This window comes from Pseudomonas leptonychotis (assembly GCF_004920405.1).
In the GTDB taxonomy this organism is placed as follows: domain Bacteria; phylum Pseudomonadota; class Gammaproteobacteria; order Pseudomonadales; family Pseudomonadaceae; genus Aquipseudomonas; species Aquipseudomonas leptonychotis.
In genome coordinates, this window is sequence record NZ_RFLV01000002.1 from 389,367 (window position 1) to 407,190 (window position 17,824).

Here is a 17,824-nt window from a genome sequence, read left to right on the forward strand (position 1 = left end):
TCGATCACACCTTTCCCCAGTTGCCTTTACCAAGTCAAGGCGCGTCCAAAAATGCTTTGAAACAGTCTGCTACCAAGCCTGCGCCTGCGTCGTCATCCAGGTGCAAGTGATGGCCTCCGGGCAGCTTTACCACATCAATGGCCAGACCCTCGACCAGCTGGTTTAGCTTGGGTTGCGCGAGCAGCATGCCTTGCTCTGCCATCACCAGTTTGGCGGGGCATTGCAGGCCGTGCACAAATGCCAGGGCATGGGCATGAGTCAGGCGCAGAGGCGATGGCAAGGTCAGACGGCTGTCGGTACGCCAGGTGTAACCGCCAGGCACCGGCATCAGGCCGCGCTGGGCGAGCAATTCTGCAGCTTCACGACTGACCGCCCCTACCCCGCGCATGCGCGCCGCCACGGCGCGATCAAACTCGGCATACACCGGTTTGCTCTTGCCGGCCAAAGCCAGTTGCGCCTTGAGTGCTTCGCCGAGTTTTTGCGGCGCCGTGTCCGGCTCACCGGTGTAAGGGATCAGCCCGTCAATTAGCGCCAAACGCTCGATACGTTCCGGCATGGCCGCCGCCAACAGCACCGAAACAATCGCCCCCATGGAATGCCCGAGCAGGGAAAAACGCTGCCAACCGAACTGTTCAGCAACTTGCAGCACATCGTGAGCGTAATCCCAGATCGCGTAACTGCCGCCGGGCGGACGGTGATCCGAATGGCCGTGGCCGGCGAAATCCAAGGCCACGATCCGCAGCCCCGGTAGCAGTGGCGCCAGCCGGGCAAAACTCGCGGCATTGTCCAACCAGCCATGCAGGGCAATCACCGGCTTGCCGTCTTCGGGACCATACAGGTGAGCGGCCAACTCAATGTGGGGCAAGCGTAGGCGTACTTCTTGAAAACCCAGGCTCATGCGCTTTGCTCGCTTTCAGGTTGACCGGCCCAACGCTGGAACAGTTTTTTCAACAGGTCTGCGGTGTCCTGCGGTCGCTCTAGGGGGAACATATGACCGCCGGGCAACGTCAGGTATTCACCTTTCGGCACACGCCTCACCAGATGGGCATGATGCGGCATAACCACCCGACTATGACGGCCGCGAACCATGGCCAGCGGCACATTAAGTTGTTGCGGTCGGCCTGGACTGGTATGCGGCACGCTGCGATAGATACTAATTTCTGTGGCCGGATCAAACCGCAGGCGCAGGTTCTTGCCCGATGCCTGCAAGCCGTGTTGCACATAGGCATCCAGGCATTCTGGGTCGAAGCGGCGAAACAGACCTTTGGCGGCGAAATAACCGCGTGCTTCGGCCAGATCGACAAACTCCTCACGTCGCCCCAGCGTGCGCCCAGCCGGGGTGATGCGGTCGATAAAGCCAAAGCGTTTGGCGGCGCGGATCACTATCTTGTCGGCCAGCGTCAGCACCGGCGAGTCGAGCATCACTACCCCTAGGTACAGATCGGGGCGCAGCAAAGCGGCATGGTAATGCAGCACCCCACCCAGCGAATGACCAACACCCCACACCGGCTGTTGATGGGCCTCAAGGTGATGGATCAGCTCATCAACCAGGTTGCTCCAGTTGTCGTTCACCGGAAAACGCGGATCATGGCCGTGCTGCTCCAGGTGTTGCACCTGGTAGTCAGGCGCCAGCGCGGCAAACAATTTGCCGTAGGTGGCCGAAGGAAAGCCGTTGGCATGGGCGAAGAACACAGACTGGGTCATGGCGGCGGGCTTATCAGAGAAGTTATGGATGATTGTCCGGCAGCCCTGTCGATGCAGCAATGACAAAACGGCCAGTGAATGACGGCACTACCGCCAATCCTGATGGGAGGCGTGCCAGCCAATGCAGTACTGGCTAATTTTGTTTGTTAGCGTTGAGCCGGGCCGTTCTCACCCAAAGGCACAATGGCCATAGTCAACCGGGAAATACAGCTGGCCTTACCATCCTCAGCACTTAAACGAATATCCCAGACATGGGTGGTACGCCCCAAGTGAACCGGGCGCGCCACGGCGGTTACCCGCCCGCTGCGCACGCCGCGCAAGTGGTTGGCGTTAACTTCCAGGCCGACGCAGTAGAACTTGCTGCTGTCGATGCACAGATGGCTGGCGGTGGAGCCCAAGGTTTCGGCCAGCACTACAGACGCCCCACCATGCAGCAAGCCGTAGGGTTGGTGGGTGCGTGCATCGACCACCATGCTCGCGCTTATCGACTCGTCATCGAAGGTTTCGAAACGAATGTCCAATTGCTCGCCGATGGTGTTTTTTAGAAAGCCATTGAGCTGCTCAAGATTCGGGGTTTGCTGCCAGAGGGCCATAATCAATCCTTCAGGGGGTGTTCCAGCCATACGCGGCCGCCACATGAATGACGGCCTCGTGCCTGATTATTCGTGCCAGAGCACCGCTTCGCTACGCTCAGTCCACTCGCCGAATCGATCAGCATAGGTGCCTTCTACTACCGCACGCTTGATCTTCAAGGTAGGCGTAAGGAAGCCGTTGTCCACTGCCCAAACCTCTTTCACCAGCACCAAACGCTGCAGGCGCTCGTGCTTGTCGAGGCTCTGGTTGACCTGTTCAAGCAGATTTTTCAGGCTGTTCTCTAACTCGCCGCGGCTACTGTTGGCGGCTTCGCTACGGCCCACATCAGAAAGCACACACAACGCCATGGGCTGGGCCATGCCATCGCCAACCACGCACACCTGTTCGATACGCGAGTGCTCACCCAGGCGATTCTCGATGGGTGCGGGGGCCACGTACTTGCCCTTGCTGGTTTTGAAGATCTCTTTGATCCGGCCGGTCAGGCGCAGGTTGCCTTGGGCGTCCTGTTCACCTTTGTCACCGGTACGCAGGAAGCCATCGGCGGTGATGGTTTCAGCAGTTTTTTCCGGGTCTTGGTAATAGCCTTGCATGGTCGCACCGCTGCGCACCTGCACCTCGCCATCCTCGGCAATCCGTACTTCAACGCCTGGACTGTTCTGACCGATCCAGCCCTGTTGGAATTTGCCAGGCCGGCAAACATGCGAGTAGCCGCAGTTCTCGGTCATGCCATACACCTCAAGCACATCCAGGCCCAGGCGCTTGTACCAATTAAGCAACGCCTCAGGCACCGGCGCCGCGCCAGACAACGCATAACGCACAGCATCCAGCCCTAACCCGACCAGCACCTTCTTACCCACAAGACGGCCGATGACCGGCAGTTTGAGCAGAAAGTTGAGCCGCTCAGCAGGCATCTTGCTGTACACGCCCATCTGAAACTTAGTCCAGATCCGCGGCACACCGAACAATACGGTCGGGCGCGCACGCTTGAGGTCTTCGAGGAAGGTTTCCAGGCTCTCGGCAAAGAAAATCGTTTGTCCTGAATAGATTGAAGCCAGTTCGACAAACATGCGCTCAGCCACATGGCACAGCGGCAGGTAAGACAGCACCCGGTCATCCTCGCCCACACCGAATAACTCAGTGGCGTGGCTGGCGGCGAAACCGAAATTGCTGAAGTGGTGCATCACCCCTTTCGGCGTGCCAGTGGTGCCGGAGGTGTAGATGATGGTGGCCAGCTGATCAGCGGCTGGCTTGGGGGTATCTTGAATGGGCGCGCAGGCTTGCAGGTCATCCCAGGTAAAGCTGAAATCGCCCTGGGGGCGCAGCGGCAGGCCGATGGTCGGCACATCCACCGGCACGCCAGGTGCCATGGCTGGCCAGTCATCCAGCTTGCCAATAAAGGCCAGCGCCGCCTCGGAATGACGCAGCACTTGACCGACTGACTCGCCAGTGAGATTGGGGTATAGCGGCACCGACACGTGCCCCGCCATCCAGATTGCAAGGTCACTGACAATCCAATGCGCGCAGTTCTTAGAAATAATCGCAATGCGGCTGCCCTGCGGCAGTTCGCGGCTACGCAGCCAGTTAGCCGCGCGGCGTGCCTGCTCGCCGACATCGGCCCAGCTCAGTTCTTGCAGCTGCCCACCCGGCAACGGCTGCACCATGTAACGTTTATTCGGGTGCCGAGCCTCGCGCTCATAAAACACCTCAAGCGGCAAACGGATTGCATGAGCCACAGGGATTCCTCCTTTGTTGTTTTTGTGGAACCAGCCAACCAAGCAAGCAATTGCTTGGTTGGACTATTCCACGCACAAAGGCGCCCCGCAAGAAGATAAATGTTTCGGTGTGTAGTGACGAATTAAGAGCCGGTTGGGTGTTTATGCACCGAGAGCCCCATCAATCCCGCGACCAGTTCGTCACCTTCAAGCAGGGCTAGGCTGGCGGTATTCATCGCTAACGATTGCTGGCGATGGCCGTGTATTAGAAAGCCCGCCAACGCACCCACTAGCGGCTGATGGGTGACCAACAACAGCTCGTCGTAGGCATAGCCATCCAGTTCCCGCAGCGCTTGACGCAGATCACTTTCAGGCGTCAGCCAGGGCACAGTCTGCCGAATACCACCAAATGCCAGCACCTCGCAGACCAGATCCGCCGTCTGTTGCGCGCGTACATAAGGGCTGACCAATACCGCACGTAACGGCCGACTCTGCAGCTGTGCTGCCGCCTCGCGCACCTGCAGCCGGCCATGGGCCGTCAGATTGCGCTCGGCATCACTGCGTGCAGTCGGTTCGGCCTCACCGTGGCGAAGCAGCCAGAGTTTCAACGCCCTGCCCTCAAGGCCGGGCTTTTCACAACTTGGGTTCTTCGTCGCGCACCGGATGAGCTGCAGGCGGAATGCTATGCGGCACCTCACCTTGCGGCGCTTGCGGGGTTGGCCAATCTGCGAACGGCCAAGGCTTTTCATCGCTATTGAAGGTACCGAAACGGCCGATCTGCGCCAGGTACTGACTCAGGCTGTCACCAAAACTCAGCAGACCCGCATTCGGCGCGCCGTAGAACAGGCGGTAACCCAGTTGCAGCAACACCACAGCGCCCAGCAGTATTTCCGCCAGCTGCCAGACAATGATAAAGATCACCATCCAAAGGATGCGCAGTAGAATCGATTCGCGCTGCAGCCCTTGATTGTCGTCACTCATGCTCATCTCCTTGCAAGGTTTAAAGGTAAGACTCAAAAACCGGTGGTGGGAATAAAGTCGACGTCGGTCTTGGGCTCTGCATTCATCAGCGCGCCAATTACCTGGTCCAACGTACGCCCCTCAAACACAATGGCATGCAACCCTGCCACCAATGGCATGTAAACATCCAGCTCCTCGGCCTTGGACTTCAACACCTTGATGGTGTTCACCCCTTCCGCCACTTCCCCCAAACGCTCGACTGCCTCTTTCAGGCTCAGACCCTCACCGAGGGCAAAGCCGACTTGGTAGTTACGGCTTTTGGCTGAGGAACAGGTGACGATCAGGTCGCCTACGCCGGCCAAACCCAGGAAGGTCATAGGGTTTGCCCCCAGCTTGACCGCAAAACGGGTCATTTCCGCCAGGGCGCGGGTGATCAACATACTTTTGGTGTTTTCGCCCATACCCATGGCGGCTGCCATGCCGGCAATGATCGCGTAAACGTTCTTCAACGCCCCGCCCAACTCGACGCCAAAACGGTCCGCGCTGGCATACACACGAAAGGTGCGGCCATGCAGTGCAGCCTGTACCTGCTGGCAAAGGTCGTCATCTTCACTGGCGACGACCGACGCGGTCAGCGCATGCTCGGCCACCTCACGCGCCAGATTTGGCCCGGAAAGCACGCCGATACGCGCGTCAGGAGCAATATCTTCAAGGATCTGGCTCATTAGCAGAAAGCTCTTCGCCTCAATACCCTTGATGGTGCTGACCAACAGCTTGCCGCTGAGTAGCCCAGAGACCGGCTGCAATACCTGGCGCAAAGCGCTGGAGGGCAATGCGACAAACACCAAATCACAAGCCTTTAATGCCGCGGCCAAGTCAGTTAACGGCTCAACACCTGAGTGAATTTTGATGCCTTTAAGGTAACGCGGGTTTTCACGGTTTTGCCGAATCGCCTCCGCTTGCTGCGGGTCGCGCATCCAGTGCAGAACGTGTTGGCCGTTCTCGGCCAGCAAATTAGCAATCGCAGTGCCGAAGCTACCGCCGCCGAGGACTGCAATAGGGTGCTGATCAGTCATAACGCATCCGTGGTAAACCATTAAAAGTGGCGAATCGCTCGCATTATACGGCGACACCGGTATGCAGCCAGCTTTTAGCAGGCTGCCAAGCACTGGCAAACCCAGGCAGCTCGGTTAACATGCAGCTTTTCAAACGCAAACAAGGTTGTGGCGTGATCGACAGCACCCAAGTCCGCCTTCGTTCTGAAGGCGCGAAAAGCCGGCCAGAGACTCAGCCCCCCGGTGTCCAGTACCTGAGTACTGTGCGCCGCAACGGAGTAGCCCGGTGATCCTGCGCCGTGGCTGGAACATCCATACCCGCACGCAACTGATTAGTGTCGGCCCCGCTCTGCTGCTGACCCTGCTGCTCACTGGTTTTTTCACCTTTGCGCGCCTGCAGGACCTGCGCCAGGAGCTCAATCACTACGGCCAGCTGATTGCCAGCCAGTTAGCCCCTGCCAGCACCTACGGGGTGATTTCTGGCAACCTCGATGTTCTCGACACCTTGCTGCAAGCCACCCTGAAAACCCCGCATGTACGTTTTCTTGAGGTGCGCGACCATACCGGCAAGATTCTCGTCTACGTTGAGCAAACACCGGGCAGTGGTCATGCCAGCAGCCAGGTTGACGTGTTCCAGGCACCGATTCACCTGCAACGTGCGCCGCTAAAAACGCCAGCCAACCAGCCATTAACCGAGGATTATCTAGGCTATGTCGTGGTGGGCATGTCCAACGATGCGTTCAGCACCCGCCAGCAAGAAATCCTGTTCAAAGCCACCCTACTCGCGCTATTTGCCCTGGCGCTGACTTTTCTTCTGGCCCGCCGCCTAGCCCGCCACCTGTCGCAACCTCTCAGTGCCATGGGCGAAGCGGTCAGCGCGATTCAGGCCGGGAATTACCAGACCACGCTGCCTGAAGTCGGCGAAGGTGAATTACAGGCCCTGGCACGGCACATCAACAACCTCGCCCACGGCCTGGCCAGTGCCAGTGAAGAGCAACAACGGGCCATGACCCTGCTGATCCAGGCGCGCGAACAGTCTGAGCTGGCCAATCGCGCCAAATCCGACTTTTTGGCGATGATGAGCCACGAGCTGCGCACCCCTATGAATGGCGTGCTAGGCATGCTGCAGCTGCTCGAAACCACGGAAATGACCCAGGAGCAGGCCGAATACGCGGCACTGGCCACCGAATCCACCGAGCACTTGCTGAAAGTCATTAACGACATTCTCGACTTCTCGCGCATCGAGCGCGGCGCATTAGAGCTGGAACGCATCCCCTTCTGCCTGCTTGATCTGCTGCAAAGCTCGATTCAGGTATTCCAGCACAGCGCCCAGCAGCGTGGCCTGCAGCTACAGCTGGAAAGCCAGGGCGGGTTGGAGTTGCTTCAAGTTCAAGGCGACCCGACGCGTATCCGGCAAATTCTGGTCAACCTGATTGGCAACGCGTTGAAGTTCACCGAAACCGGCAGCATCCGCGTGCACAGCACCTGGCAAGCGCTGGACAACCAAGTGCTGTGGTTCAGCTGCGCGGTGCATGACAGCGGCATCGGTATCTCTCCCGAGCGCCTGGAACACATGTTCGATGCCTTTCAACAGGCCGACACTTCTATTTCAAGACGTTACGGTGGCACCGGGCTCGGTTTGCCAATCGCCCGCACCCTGGCCGAACGTATGGGCGGCACTTTGCGCGCGGTCAGCCAGGAGGGCCAAGGTTCGGTGTTTACCCTCGAAGTGCCACTGCCGTTCTCACAGCAAGCGGCACCGCTTATCAGCGATACAGTATTGCCCTGCGAACAAGGCAACGGCCAACCCGTGCTATTAGTCGAGGACAATCCGGTCAACCAAACGGTTATCGAGGCCATGCTGCGCAGCCTGGGTTACCACGTCAGCCTGGTCGGAGATGGCGCACAGGCCGTGCACCAGGCCAGCCAGCAAGCTTATGCCGCAGTTCTTATGGATTGCCGCCTGCCGATCATGGACGGTTACGAGGCCACTCGGCAGATCCGCCGCCTGCCCGGTTGCACCGAGTTACCCATCATTGCCCTGACCGCCAATGCCCTGCAGGGAGACCGCGAAGCCTGCCTTGAATGCGGCATGAATGACTACCTGGCAAAGCCGTTTAAACGCGCAGATTTGCAGCGAATACTGCAACGCTGGCTACCCTCTCGACCTTCGACGGGTAGTCAAGAAGGCTCAACTGCTGCAGGCTAGAGCCATAGGTCTAGGCCCGGCCAGTAAGAGCGGAGTACAACTGTACTCACAAGGCTGTGACTTTCACCACAACGCAACAGTCTATGACTAGGCTATTGGCAGGCGCAGCAGACTGCGCCGCCAGCCAGGACGATTCACCCAGCCTTGCCGCATGGGAAACATTGAGGAGCTCGCATGACCAAACAAAACGCCTTCACCCGGGAAGAACTGCTCGCTTGCGGTCGCGGCGAACTATTCGGCCCAGGTAATGCGCAACTGCCCGCGCCGAACATGCTGATGATCGATCGCATCACTCACATCAGTGACACCGGCGGCAAGTACGGCAAGGGCGAAATAGTCGCCGAGCTCGATATCACTCCAGACCTGTGGTTCTTCGCCTGCCATTTTGAAGGCGACCCGGTGATGCCAGGCTGTCTGGGCCTGGATGCCATGTGGCAGCTGGTAGGCTTCCACCTCGGCTGGCAGGGTAATCCCGGCCGTGGCCGCGCCCTCGGTTCGGGCGACGTGAAGTTCTTCGGCCAGGTGCTGCCAACCGCCAAGAAAGTCACCTATAACATCCACATCAAACGCACCATTGCCCGCTCTCTGGTTTTGGCTATTGCCGATGGCACCGTCAGCGTTGATGGCCGCGAAATCTACAGCGCCGAAGGCCTACGGGTCGGCCTGTTCACCTCTACCGACAATTTCTAAGGGACTCATCGCATGCGTCGCGTCGTGATTACCGGCCTGGGCATCGTTTCCTGCCTGGGCAATGACAAAGAAACCGTCTCTGCCAGCTTGCGCGCCAGCAAAGCGGGCATTCGTTTCAATCCAGCCTATGCCGAAAAGGGCCTGCGTAGCCACGTCTCCGGCTCGATTGACCTGAACCTGGAAGAGCTGATTGACCGCAAAGTCTTCCGCTTTATGGGTGACGCTGCCGCCTACGCCTACCTGTCCATGGAAAAGGCGATTAGCGACTCGGGTCTAAGCCATGAGCAGGTTTCCAACCCGCGTACCGGCCTGATTGCAGGCTCCGGCGGTGCTTCCACACTTAACCAGATGGAAGCCATCGATACCCTTCGCGAGAAAGGCGTCAAGCGCATTGGCCCGTACCGCGTAACTCGCACCATGGGCAGTACTGTGTCGGCCTGCCTGGCCACGCCATTTCAAATCAAAGGCGTGAACTTCTCGATTTCCTCGGCCTGCGCCACCAGCGCGCATTGCATCGGCCAGGCGATGGAGCAGATTCAGCTAGGTAAGCAGGACATCGTCTTTGCCGGCGGCGGTGAGGAAGAGCATTGGAGCCAAAGCTGCCTGTTCGACGCCATGGGCGCCCTCTCCACCCAGTACAACGACACCCCGGAAAAAGCCTCGCGGGCTTACGACGCCAAGCGTGACGGTTTTGTCATCGCCGGCGGCGGCGGCATGGTGGTGGTTGAGGAGTTGGAGCACGCCCTGGCGCGCGGCGCGAAGATCTATGCCGAGATCGTTGGCTACGGCGCAACCAGCGACGGTTACGACATGGTCGCACCAAGCGGCGAAGGCGCTGTGCGCTGCATGCAACAGGCACTGTCTACTGTAGACACGCCTATCGATTACCTGAATACCCACGGCACCTCGACCCCTGTTGGCGACGTGGCAGAAATTCGTGGCGTACGCGAAGTCTTCGGCACCAAGGCACCCGCCATCAGCTCTACCAAGAGCTTGTCGGGGCATTCCTTGGGCGCTGCCGGCGTGCAGGAAGCGATTTACTGCTTGCTGATGATGGAAGGCAACTTCATTGCCGGCTCGGCCAACATCGACGAGCTGGATCCGGAAGTGGCTGATATGCCGATCCAGCGCAGCACGGTTGAAAACGTCAAGCTCGATACCGTGATGAGCAACAGCTTCGGCTTCGGCGGCACCAATGCCACCTTGGTCATGAAGCGCTGGGCCGGCAAGTGATGTAGTCGCTTCGCAGTAGTAAAAAGGGCGCCTTGTGGCGCCCTTTTTGGTTTCTACGCTTCAACCACGATGAAAGCTGAGGCTCTTGAGCTGAATCACCGGCACGCAACCGATCGACTAGCCCTAACGCGTAGCTTTACGACGCAAGGCCGCAGGGCTGAAGTTGGACTCATCTGGCGACGGCTTGCTGAAATCGGCGGTACCCCGCTCTTCATTATCCAGCCACTGCACGCTGTAACGGCGGGCTTGCAGGTCATGGAAGGTATCCAGAGCGGTCCATACCGTTGGCAGCTCGTAGAAGCTTTTCAGGTAGGCCATCGACACACGCCATAACTCACCACGACCATCGTACTGATCGACCACTGCCGCACCCCAGCTGTCCTCATCAAGGAACAAGGTGCGCTTGGAATAGATATGCCGTGCACCCGCTTTCAACTTGCCTTCCACCACCCACACACGGTGCAGCTCATAGCGGGTATAGGCTGGGTTAATGTGACCGGGTTTGAGCAGCTCCTCGTACTTCACATCCGGGCTGGTGACTGTGTAGTTGTTGTAGGGGATGTAGATTTCCTTCTTGCCCACTAGCGTCCAGTCGTAACGGTCTGGCGCACCGTTGTACATGTCGGTGTCATCCGCCGTGCGCAGGCCATCCGAAGATTCGATTGGCGTGTCGTAGGCCAAGGTTGGCGCCCGCCTTACGCGGCGCTGTCCTGGGTTGTAGCCCCAGGCCTGTCGCGGCTCTTTAACCTGGTCAAGCATCTCTTGCACCAGTGCGCCATTGCCTGCCAAGCGTGCTGGAGCAGTGGTAAAGGTCATGTAATAGAACAGGGTATTGTTCAACTCGCTGTCATTACTCTTGGGGTTGTAGAAGCGAAATAGCGCTTCATCTTCAGAGGTTACAAGCGAGTACTGGCCGTTGCGTTGCACCCCAGCTTCAGCAGAACGACGCACTACATAGGTACCACGGTAACGGGTGATGTGGTTCCACACTGCCTCGACGCCGCTCTGCGGAATGGGAAACGGGATGCCGCCATAAGCGTCGGCAAAACCATTGCCGCCATCGAGCAGCTTGGCGCTGGTGGCATTACTGAAGGTATTGTCATACACCCACTGCGGCGCCGAACCACTGCGATGAGTTGGGTACACCGGAATCTGAAAGCTCTCCGGGTAGAAATTGAAAAGCGCGATCTGCCCCGGCGTAAGGTTCGCCTTGTATTGTTCAAGGTTGGCCTTGGTAATGGTGAACAGCGGCTGCTCACCACCGAAGGGGTCAACATGGTGCTGGCCCGAGCCTTTGTAGCCTGCCGGAGATTGGGTCATGCCGCCCGTCCAGGCCGGTATGGTACCTGCCGCATTGCCGGCCATTTCCGCGCCCATGGGCGTCAGGGTGGTTTTTAGAGTGGCGGCTTGCTCGGCCGAAACGCCAGCCAGGCTACCGGTGCTAGCGCTGGCCAGAATTAGGGCAGTGGCCAACAGGGTGCAGTGCTTCAACATAAGGTTTCTCCAGAATTCGGGGCAGCCCGCGTGCGCAGGTCGCAGGGCTTCAGAACGAGTACTTGGCGCTCAACGAAACGTTGTCGCGGTCGCGCATCGAGTTATTGCCCCCCGCCCCGTAATACTCGGTGTACTGCAGGCCCACTTCGAAACTATTCAAGTAACTGGCATCCATTCCCAGGGTGTACGCCTTACGTCCTTCGATAAAGTTACCCGTGCGCTCCGAATTGCCCTGAAAGTCATCCTGGTAGACGACATAAGGCGACAACCTCACCCCGGCATACACATCGTTCCAGCTACCAGATAGCAGCAAGGTGTAGCCATAGCTGTCGCGGCTGATCTGATCGGAATCGCCATTTTCCGGGCTGACGTACGCCTGGTCGGCGCTACTGGCGAATTTGCGTGTACTGCCGTCGTAGGCGGTGTATTTCAAACGGCTGCCCCGGACATGCTGCGAGGCCACTTCCGCTACACCCATCACCGAGTCAAAGCTGACCAGAGGCCCAAAGTTATAGATGGTTGATAAGGCGATGTTGTAGGTCTCGGCGCGCTCGTAGTTTTCAAAAATCTGCGAGCGGCACAATGCTTTACCGGAAACTTGCGCACAGGCTGCATGGCCATCTACTGCACTGTCGAGCAGGTTGGAACCCATGACGCCCTGAGTGAGAAGATCTCCCAGCAAATCATCGGTCGCGGAAATACTGATGGGGGCATTTGGACGGTAGGCCAGCTCGCCAGAGAACGAGGCATCGCCGATCGTGGTGTTAAAGCTGAAGCCGTACATGCGGATATCTTCCACATAATCGCGGCGTGCCTCTGCATTGCCGGCCATGTCCAAGGTAGCAAGAGCGCCGGCAGCATCACCGGCAAGACTGCCTAAGGTCGCCATATCAACGCCCTGGAAGTCTTGGAGATCAATGGCAATCTGCGGTTCTTTGGCGTGGTAATTAACCAGGTAGAAACCGAACTCGGTAGAGTTCAGCTGCTCGGCCACATAACGAAAAGCCACACCAAACTGACCGCTGTCATCGGCTTCGATATCTTTGCCAATGTTGGCAACCTTGAATACCCCGGTTTCCGGGTTGAGGTAGGCATTGGGGCCTCGCGAGCCCGTGCCTAGCAGCCCCGGCACTAAATCTACAACCGTGTTGTAACCGCGCATGGCCGGCGCCAGGGCTGTTTCGGTGGTGTAAGCCGTATTGCCACCCTCAGCAAATAGATCTGTACTGCCAAAATACGTACCGGCTGGATCTAGCTGAGTCTCTTGCCATTTCCACTGATAGAACGCCTCCATCGAGAGGTTATCGGTCAGCCCCAGGTTGAAGCTTAAGGACTCCATCGGCACCAGCACTTCCTTCAATTCGGAGCCTGGCAAGTGAAACTTGGTAGCGTCTACTGGGTTAGTGGTGTTCACCCCGCCACGGTAAAACACGCCTTCCCCCCAGTTGATCACCTGGCGACCTACTTTGGCCGAAAGCGGCTTTTCATAGATATCCCAGTTGCCATACACGTAGGCATCAAGAATCTGCGCCTTGCGCCCGGCGTTATGGCGGGTGCCTTCGGTAAATTCGTTGTCGTTAGGAAAGTTCTGACTGGGGCGTTCGATACCATCGGTGGTGGAGTAGTAGTCGTTACGCTTGTCCATGATCTGGGTGTCATAGAACGCGGTACCGCGTACGAACAACCCGTAATTCTGATACCGCGCGGAAAGATCGGAAGTGGCCTTGTAGACCTCGGAAACCAGGCCGGTATCGAAGTTGCGGTTGCCGTCATCAGCGTTGATATCACTGATGTTGCCCTTGTCGCGCCCCTGCACGCGCCACATTGAGCCGTAGGACACGGTGGTATCGATGGAGCCGGTGACTTGATTATCAGCAAAGCTGAACTCTGCTGCCTGTATCGCGTTAGTCACCAGCAGCGGTAATAGCGCCAAGGCTGCACCGGCTTGCCACGGACGGAATTGCAGCTTGGGAAAGCCCACTTTCATCTTCATCAATAACACCCTTATTTGGCCAAGATTTTTGGGCAGCTCTAGGGCCACCCTGTTTTTATTCGTCTCTCGGCTGTTGTGACGTGGCGCATCAGCGACCAATACCCACAACAGAAACCCTACCGCGCCATGCAAAACTCGTATGTAAGCCAGTTAAATAATCAAGTTGGTACGATAGTACATGCAAAGTAACAAAGTGTTGCATCACTGCCAACCCGTCAACGGGAAATAACAACCGCGAGGAAAATCGGCGTAATTACGGCTGTTCTTCGCATATGAGTCAGGCAAAGCATGACCAGGTACGAGGCGCATTGCGCACCCCATAAAAGCAAAAACCCGAGGCGCATCAAGCGGCTCGGGCTGGGTAACAACGTTAGCTATCAACGCACGGTAAAGCGCTGCTCCACTAGTTTGCGATCATCCTGGAACACCATAAAGTGCCACTCTCCGGGCACCACCTCATGGGTTTCGGTGAACTCGAAGGCCATTACATCTTGCGGGGCGCCTGGGACCAGCTTTTGCGTCACCACGTACTTGTCATGCCGCACGCCTTGCGGGGTGACCACACCCGGCGTGAGGTACAGCAAGGTGAGAGGCGAATCAGCGGCCACTTTACCGACCAGGTTGTAACGCAGACCGAACTTGGTACCGAGCTTGGCCGGAATAATGTTGCCTGGCTCGATCTGCTGGTTGCTGCGGGTCAACACCCGCTCACCGGCTTGGTAATCCTGATAGTCACTGGCAAAAACGCCGTACTCGATAGGGCCTTCAACGCGCACTTCAGCCTGCGTTAGCCCACTGATCATGACGAGTGCCGCCAAAGCACTGAAACGGGTGTATTGCATATCGCGCTCCTTTTTAGATGAGCGCGAGCCTATGACACCGGTGTGACAGCGCGATGACAACCCTAATCGATCAGCTCGGCCTGCACCTTACGCGGCAACACCGCAAGGAAGTTATCGCGCGCCACCTGATGGGCAACGTCCTCTGGTAAGGCGTCGAGAAAGGCTTTGAAGCCATTCATGTAATCAGCCAAGCCATTAAATCGACCCACCACGTCGGAGCCGAGCATAAAGCGCGCGGGATAACTGCTGACCAGCTCCACCCAAGCCGGATCAGGTTTACCGTCGGCATCTAGCAGGTAGGGCTGGAGCATGGTCCACGACAGATCGACATACAGATTGGGGTATTGCTTGAGCATCCGTTTCAAGTTGGGCAAGAGGAAATCTAGCTTTTCCTGATGCCGGTGGATTTCCATGCTGGTGCCGGCATGTGCCCAGATAAACCGCACATGCGGATGGTTACGCAGCGGATCCTCGATTTCCTGCAGGTACAACGGATTACGCTCACGCTTGGAAGTGATATTGGAGTGCAGCATCACCGGCAGATCGTATTCGGCGGCCAGATGAAAAACCCGAGCCAGCGCTTCGTTGTTGGCCCGGGGAGTCTCGCCATCGATCAGCGCAGTCAAGTCGTCATGCCGGGTGAAGATCTCGCCGATGCCCTGCCACAAACCCGGATCCAGTTCGAGCATGCGACGGATGTGGGCGTCGGCATTTTTGTCATTCGGATTGAAACCCGAAAGAAACGGATGCAAACGCTTACGTTGCTCGGCAGGCACTTGCTTGTAAGCATGCGCCACCAGCACATCAGTGGCGCTGTACCAATAGGCGTCAGCATCGTCACCGGCGTAGTAACGCGGGCGCTTTGGCTCGTTCTCATGCCACTTCTTCGCCACCGGAATACCCGAGAGCATCACATGCTCGATATTGCCAGCGGCCATCTGCTCAAACAGCTCAGTCATGCCGGCGCTTTCCTGAAAGAAATCGACGTAATGCAAGTGAGCATCGCTAAAGCGATACTCGCGAGCCTGGGCCAGTGGACTTAAAACAGTGACAAGAACAGCAAGACTCAACGCAAGTCGTTTCAAACCCCAACCCTCTTGAAGACGTGAGCGCAATTGACTCACTACACTGATGTCTAGTTCACAAACCAGGATTGCTGCAATGGCTTCAGCCCCACTACACAGGCAACGAACCTGGCTAAAACGCCTGCACACCCGTCTGCTTTTTACCTTACTGTGCCTGCCAACAGCCTATGCGACAGAGCAGTTAAACTACCCGCTGCACTCTGACGGCATCGACCCTGAAACCTATGCCCTGGCGCTGCTGACGGCGGCTCTAGAACGCACACCCGGGCGCTACCAGCTGCAGGCGACACCCGTGCCCATGGCGCAAAGCCGCGCACTGCTGGCCATCGAGCATGACAGCAAAAGTGTGCAAGTGATGTGGACCATGACCACCCGCGAGCGTGAAGAACGCTTATTACCAATCCGCATCCCGATTTATCGTGGCCTGATTGGCTGGCGCGTGTTGTTACAGCGTCGCGCCGCCGCTGAACAATTGGCCACCGTGCGCACCCTCAATGACCTGAAGCGCTTTAGCTTCGGCCAGCGTCATGACTGGCCGGATACCGCTATTTTGCGCGCCAATGGTTTACAGGTCGTCACCAGCCAGCATTATCAAGGCCTGTTCCAGATGCTTGCCGCCGGGCGCTTCGATTTGTTTCCCCGTGAAGCTGTAGTGGCTTGGCAGGAGCAAACACGCGCCGCTGCAAACGGGCTGGAGCTGAGTGTCGATGAGCACCTGCTGCTGCATTACCCAACCGCGTTTTACTTCTTCACTTCGCGCAACCGGCCAGACCTGGCGAGCGACATCGAGCGCGGCCTGGAAGCGATGATTGCCGATGGCAGTTTTCAACGTCTGTTCCAGCAGTATCACGGCGCGACCTTGCGCCAGGCCAACCTACAAAACCGCCGCGTTATCGAACTGCATAACCCCGACTTGCCCCCAGCGACGCCTTTTGCTCGCAAGGAATTATGGTTTCAGCCTCAGGAGCTCAAATGATCAGTATCAGTAATGAGAAAGGCCTGTTGCAACGCATCAACATCGGTCCCCACACCCTGCACAGCGATGTATCGGTGGAGCTCGGCGGCGAAGGTGCAGCGCCTGAACCCCATGACCTGTTCGACGCGGCCCTAGGCGCTTGCAAGGCGCTGACCCTGGCGCTTTATGCCAAACAGCGCGGTTTGCCGCTGGAAGGCCTGGACGTAACGCTCAGTCGCGATGACAGCCAGGAGCGCCAAGGCATTTACCGCCTGGACGTCAAATTGACCCTGCATGGCGCACTGGATGACGCCCAGCGCCAACAACTGCTGCGCGTCGCCGACAAATGCCCTATTCACAAGCTGATGACCAGCAGCGACGTACAGGTCAACACCCGGCTAAACGAGGACCCTGCATGAACGACTTTCTGCGGATCACGCCGCGCCAGGAAGATATCTCCGGGCAGCCCATTCTGCGCCCCCTGCCCTCGGCCAAATGCCGCAGCGTCGGCCCGTTCGTATTTTTCGACCATATTCTTGAGAACACCTATCCGGCCGGCAGCGGCATGAACATTAACCAGCATCCACACATAGGCCTCTCCACCCTCACCTACCTGTTCGAGGGGCAGTTGCAACACAAAGACAGCCTGGGTTCGGATCAAGTGGTCAGCCCCGGCGAAGTCAGCTGGATGACCGCAGGCAAAGCCGTGGCACACGTCGAGCGCACCCCACATAGCCTGCAACAGAGCGGCTCACGTATGCATGGCCTGCAGGTGTGGCTAGCCATGCCCGCAGCCGATGAGCAAGGCGAACCCAGCTACAGCCATCATCCCGCTAGCAACCTGCCGCGCAGTACCAGCATGGGCGTGGACATCTGCCTGATTGCGGGCACAGGCTTCTGTCTGCAATCACCCGTGCCAGTTTGCTCGCCAACTGTATATGCCGAGATCAAATTGGCCGCTGGCGCCGCGCTACAGATACCCGCCGAACATGCCGAACGTGCGCTGTACCTGATTGATGGCGAGGCGACATTGGACGACCAACAACTGCCTTTACGCGGCCTACTGGTGCTGCCCGAAGGCGAGGCTTATACCCTCAGCGCTTGCAGCGAAAGCCACTTGGTGTTGATTGGCGGCGCGCCGATCGGCCCACGGCGGATCAACTGGAATTTCGTCGCCAGCGACCAGGCGCTAATCGACCAGGCCCGCCAACGCTGGGCCGCGCAGGACTGGCCAACAGTGCCAGGCGAGACCGCACGAATCGAGCTGCCACGCTGACCGAGAAGATTTGTTGCACTCC

At 58.0% G+C, this 17,824-nt stretch carries 17 protein-coding genes; 6 read left to right on the forward strand and 11 right to left on the reverse strand.

Annotated elements, in window-relative coordinates:
• Nucleotides 1-34: 34 nt before the first annotated feature.
• The 7 genes from D8779_RS12405 to D8779_RS12435 form a co-directional block, all read right to left on the reverse strand.
• On the reverse strand, nucleotides 35-898 hold the full coding sequence (locus D8779_RS12405) for an alpha/beta fold hydrolase (protein ID WP_136664791.1): 864 nt from the start codon (nucleotides 896-898) through the stop codon (nucleotides 35-37).
• Nucleotides 895-1,704, reverse strand: coding sequence for an alpha/beta fold hydrolase (locus D8779_RS12410; protein WP_136664792.1), 810 nt, complete (start codon nucleotides 1,702-1,704; stop codon nucleotides 895-897). The genes D8779_RS12405 and D8779_RS12410 overlap by 4 nt, the downstream gene beginning before the upstream one ends.
• A gap of 146 nt (nucleotides 1,705-1,850) precedes the next feature.
• A complete protein-coding gene (locus D8779_RS12415) occupies nucleotides 1,851-2,297 on the reverse strand; it encodes a hotdog fold thioesterase (RefSeq protein ID WP_136664793.1) in 447 nt (148 codons plus the stop codon).
• A 66-nt stretch (nucleotides 2,298-2,363) separates the two neighbouring features.
• The gene (locus D8779_RS12420) at nucleotides 2,364-4,031 is read right to left on the reverse strand and encodes an AMP-binding protein (protein WP_136664794.1); all 1,668 of its coding nucleotides are present in this window, start codon (nucleotides 4,029-4,031) and stop codon (nucleotides 2,364-2,366) included.
• Between the two features lie 122 nt (nucleotides 4,032-4,153).
• Complete coding sequence (gene sixA, locus D8779_RS12425) at nucleotides 4,154-4,618, reverse strand: phosphohistidine phosphatase SixA (protein ID WP_136664795.1); 465 nt, start codon at nucleotides 4,616-4,618, stop codon at nucleotides 4,154-4,156.
• Nucleotides 4,619-4,643: 25 nt separating this feature from the next.
• Nucleotides 4,644-4,991, reverse strand: a complete 348-nt coding sequence (locus tag D8779_RS12430) for a DUF4389 domain-containing protein (RefSeq protein WP_136664796.1) — start codon at nucleotides 4,989-4,991, stop codon at nucleotides 4,644-4,646.
• Between the two features lie 32 nt (nucleotides 4,992-5,023).
• Entirely contained in the window at nucleotides 5,024-6,046 is a 1,023-nt protein-coding gene (locus tag D8779_RS12435; RefSeq protein ID WP_136664797.1) for an NAD(P)H-dependent glycerol-3-phosphate dehydrogenase, read from the reverse strand.
• A 265-nt stretch (nucleotides 6,047-6,311) separates the two neighbouring features.
• Between D8779_RS12435 and D8779_RS12440 the strand changes: the two genes are divergently transcribed.
• From D8779_RS12440 to fabB, 3 genes are all read left to right on the forward strand, one after another.
• Nucleotides 6,312-8,234 (forward strand): ATP-binding protein, encoded by a 1,923-nt coding sequence (locus tag D8779_RS12440; protein ID WP_136664798.1) that lies wholly within the window; start codon nucleotides 6,312-6,314, stop codon nucleotides 8,232-8,234.
• Between the two features lie 174 nt (nucleotides 8,235-8,408).
• On the forward strand, nucleotides 8,409-8,924 hold the full coding sequence (gene fabA, locus D8779_RS12445) for a 3-hydroxyacyl-[acyl-carrier-protein] dehydratase FabA (RefSeq protein WP_136664799.1): 516 nt from the start codon (nucleotides 8,409-8,411) through the stop codon (nucleotides 8,922-8,924).
• 12 nt (nucleotides 8,925-8,936) lie between these two features.
• Nucleotides 8,937-10,157 carry a beta-ketoacyl-ACP synthase I gene (gene fabB, locus D8779_RS12450; protein WP_136664800.1) on the forward strand — a complete coding sequence of 407 codons (1,221 nt, stop codon included), beginning with the start codon at nucleotides 8,937-8,939 and terminating at the stop codon, nucleotides 10,155-10,157.
• Nucleotides 10,158-10,280: 123 nt separating this feature from the next.
• On the opposite strand, the gene D8779_RS12455 is transcribed toward fabB, so the two are convergent.
• The 4 genes from D8779_RS12455 to D8779_RS12470 all read right to left on the reverse strand — a co-directional run bounded on the left by D8779_RS12455 (nucleotide 10,281) and on the right by D8779_RS12470 (nucleotide 15,571).
• Nucleotides 10,281-11,651 (reverse strand): DUF1329 domain-containing protein, encoded by a 1,371-nt coding sequence (locus tag D8779_RS12455; protein ID WP_136664801.1) that lies wholly within the window; start codon nucleotides 11,649-11,651, stop codon nucleotides 10,281-10,283.
• Between the two features lie 49 nt (nucleotides 11,652-11,700).
• Nucleotides 11,701-13,644, reverse strand: coding sequence for a DUF1302 domain-containing protein (locus tag D8779_RS12460; RefSeq protein WP_136664802.1), 1,944 nt, complete (start codon nucleotides 13,642-13,644; stop codon nucleotides 11,701-11,703).
• A 377-nt stretch (nucleotides 13,645-14,021) separates the two neighbouring features.
• Nucleotides 14,022-14,486 carry a DUF3859 domain-containing protein gene (locus D8779_RS12465; RefSeq protein ID WP_136664803.1) on the reverse strand — a complete coding sequence of 155 codons (465 nt, stop codon included), beginning with the start codon at nucleotides 14,484-14,486 and terminating at the stop codon, nucleotides 14,022-14,024.
• A gap of 62 nt (nucleotides 14,487-14,548) precedes the next feature.
• On the reverse strand, nucleotides 14,549-15,571 hold the full coding sequence (locus tag D8779_RS12470) for an amidohydrolase family protein (protein ID WP_167492571.1): 1,023 nt from the start codon (nucleotides 15,569-15,571) through the stop codon (nucleotides 14,549-14,551).
• A 76-nt stretch (nucleotides 15,572-15,647) separates the two neighbouring features.
• Between D8779_RS12470 and D8779_RS12475 the strand changes: the two genes are divergently transcribed.
• From D8779_RS12475 to D8779_RS12485, 3 genes are read left to right on the forward strand one after another with little or no spacing between them, the layout of a single operon-like run.
• Nucleotides 15,648-16,547, forward strand: coding sequence for a substrate-binding periplasmic protein (locus D8779_RS12475; RefSeq protein ID WP_136664804.1), 900 nt, complete (start codon nucleotides 15,648-15,650; stop codon nucleotides 16,545-16,547).
• A complete protein-coding gene (locus tag D8779_RS12480; protein ID WP_136664805.1) occupies nucleotides 16,544-16,945 on the forward strand; it encodes an OsmC family protein in 402 nt (133 codons plus the stop codon). The genes D8779_RS12475 and D8779_RS12480 overlap by 4 nt, the downstream gene beginning before the upstream one ends.
• Nucleotides 16,942-17,802 (forward strand): pirin family protein, encoded by an 861-nt coding sequence (locus D8779_RS12485; RefSeq protein ID WP_136664806.1) that lies wholly within the window; start codon nucleotides 16,942-16,944, stop codon nucleotides 17,800-17,802. The genes D8779_RS12480 and D8779_RS12485 overlap by 4 nt, the downstream gene beginning before the upstream one ends.
• The last annotated feature ends 22 nt before the right edge of the window (nucleotides 17,803-17,824 follow it).

Bases quoted from the DNA above. Each gene is read 5' to 3' on its own strand.
- D8779_RS12475 (WP_136664804.1), top strand. From the start codon at position 15,648: ATGGCTTCAGCCCCACTACACAGGCAACGAACCTGGCTAAAACGCCTG.
- D8779_RS12415 (WP_136664793.1), bottom strand. From the start codon at position 2,297: ATGGCCCTCTGGCAGCAAACCCCGAATCTTGAGCAGCTCAATGGCTTT.
- fabA (WP_136664799.1), top strand. From the start codon at position 8,409: ATGACCAAACAAAACGCCTTCACCCGGGAAGAACTGCTCGCTTGCGGT.
- D8779_RS12460 (WP_136664802.1), bottom strand. From the start codon at position 13,644: ATGAAGATGAAAGTGGGCTTTCCCAAGCTGCAATTCCGTCCGTGGCAA.
- fabB (WP_136664800.1), top strand. From the start codon at position 8,937: ATGCGTCGCGTCGTGATTACCGGCCTGGGCATCGTTTCCTGCCTGGGC.
- D8779_RS12465 (WP_136664803.1), bottom strand. From the start codon at position 14,486: ATGCAATACACCCGTTTCAGTGCTTTGGCGGCACTCGTCATGATCAGT.
- D8779_RS12485 (WP_136664806.1), top strand. From the start codon at position 16,942: ATGAACGACTTTCTGCGGATCACGCCGCGCCAGGAAGATATCTCCGGG.
- D8779_RS12480 (WP_136664805.1), top strand. From the start codon at position 16,544: ATGATCAGTATCAGTAATGAGAAAGGCCTGTTGCAACGCATCAACATC.
- D8779_RS12430 (WP_136664796.1), bottom strand. From the start codon at position 4,991: ATGAGTGACGACAATCAAGGGCTGCAGCGCGAATCGATTCTACTGCGC.
- D8779_RS12405 (WP_136664791.1), bottom strand. From the start codon at position 898: ATGAGCCTGGGTTTTCAAGAAGTACGCCTACGCTTGCCCCACATTGAG.
- D8779_RS12410 (WP_136664792.1), bottom strand. From the start codon at position 1,704: ATGACCCAGTCTGTGTTCTTCGCCCATGCCAACGGCTTTCCTTCGGCC.
- D8779_RS12435 (WP_136664797.1), bottom strand. From the start codon at position 6,046: ATGACTGATCAGCACCCTATTGCAGTCCTCGGCGGCGGTAGCTTCGGC.
- D8779_RS12455 (WP_136664801.1), bottom strand. From the start codon at position 11,651: ATGTTGAAGCACTGCACCCTGTTGGCCACTGCCCTAATTCTGGCCAGC.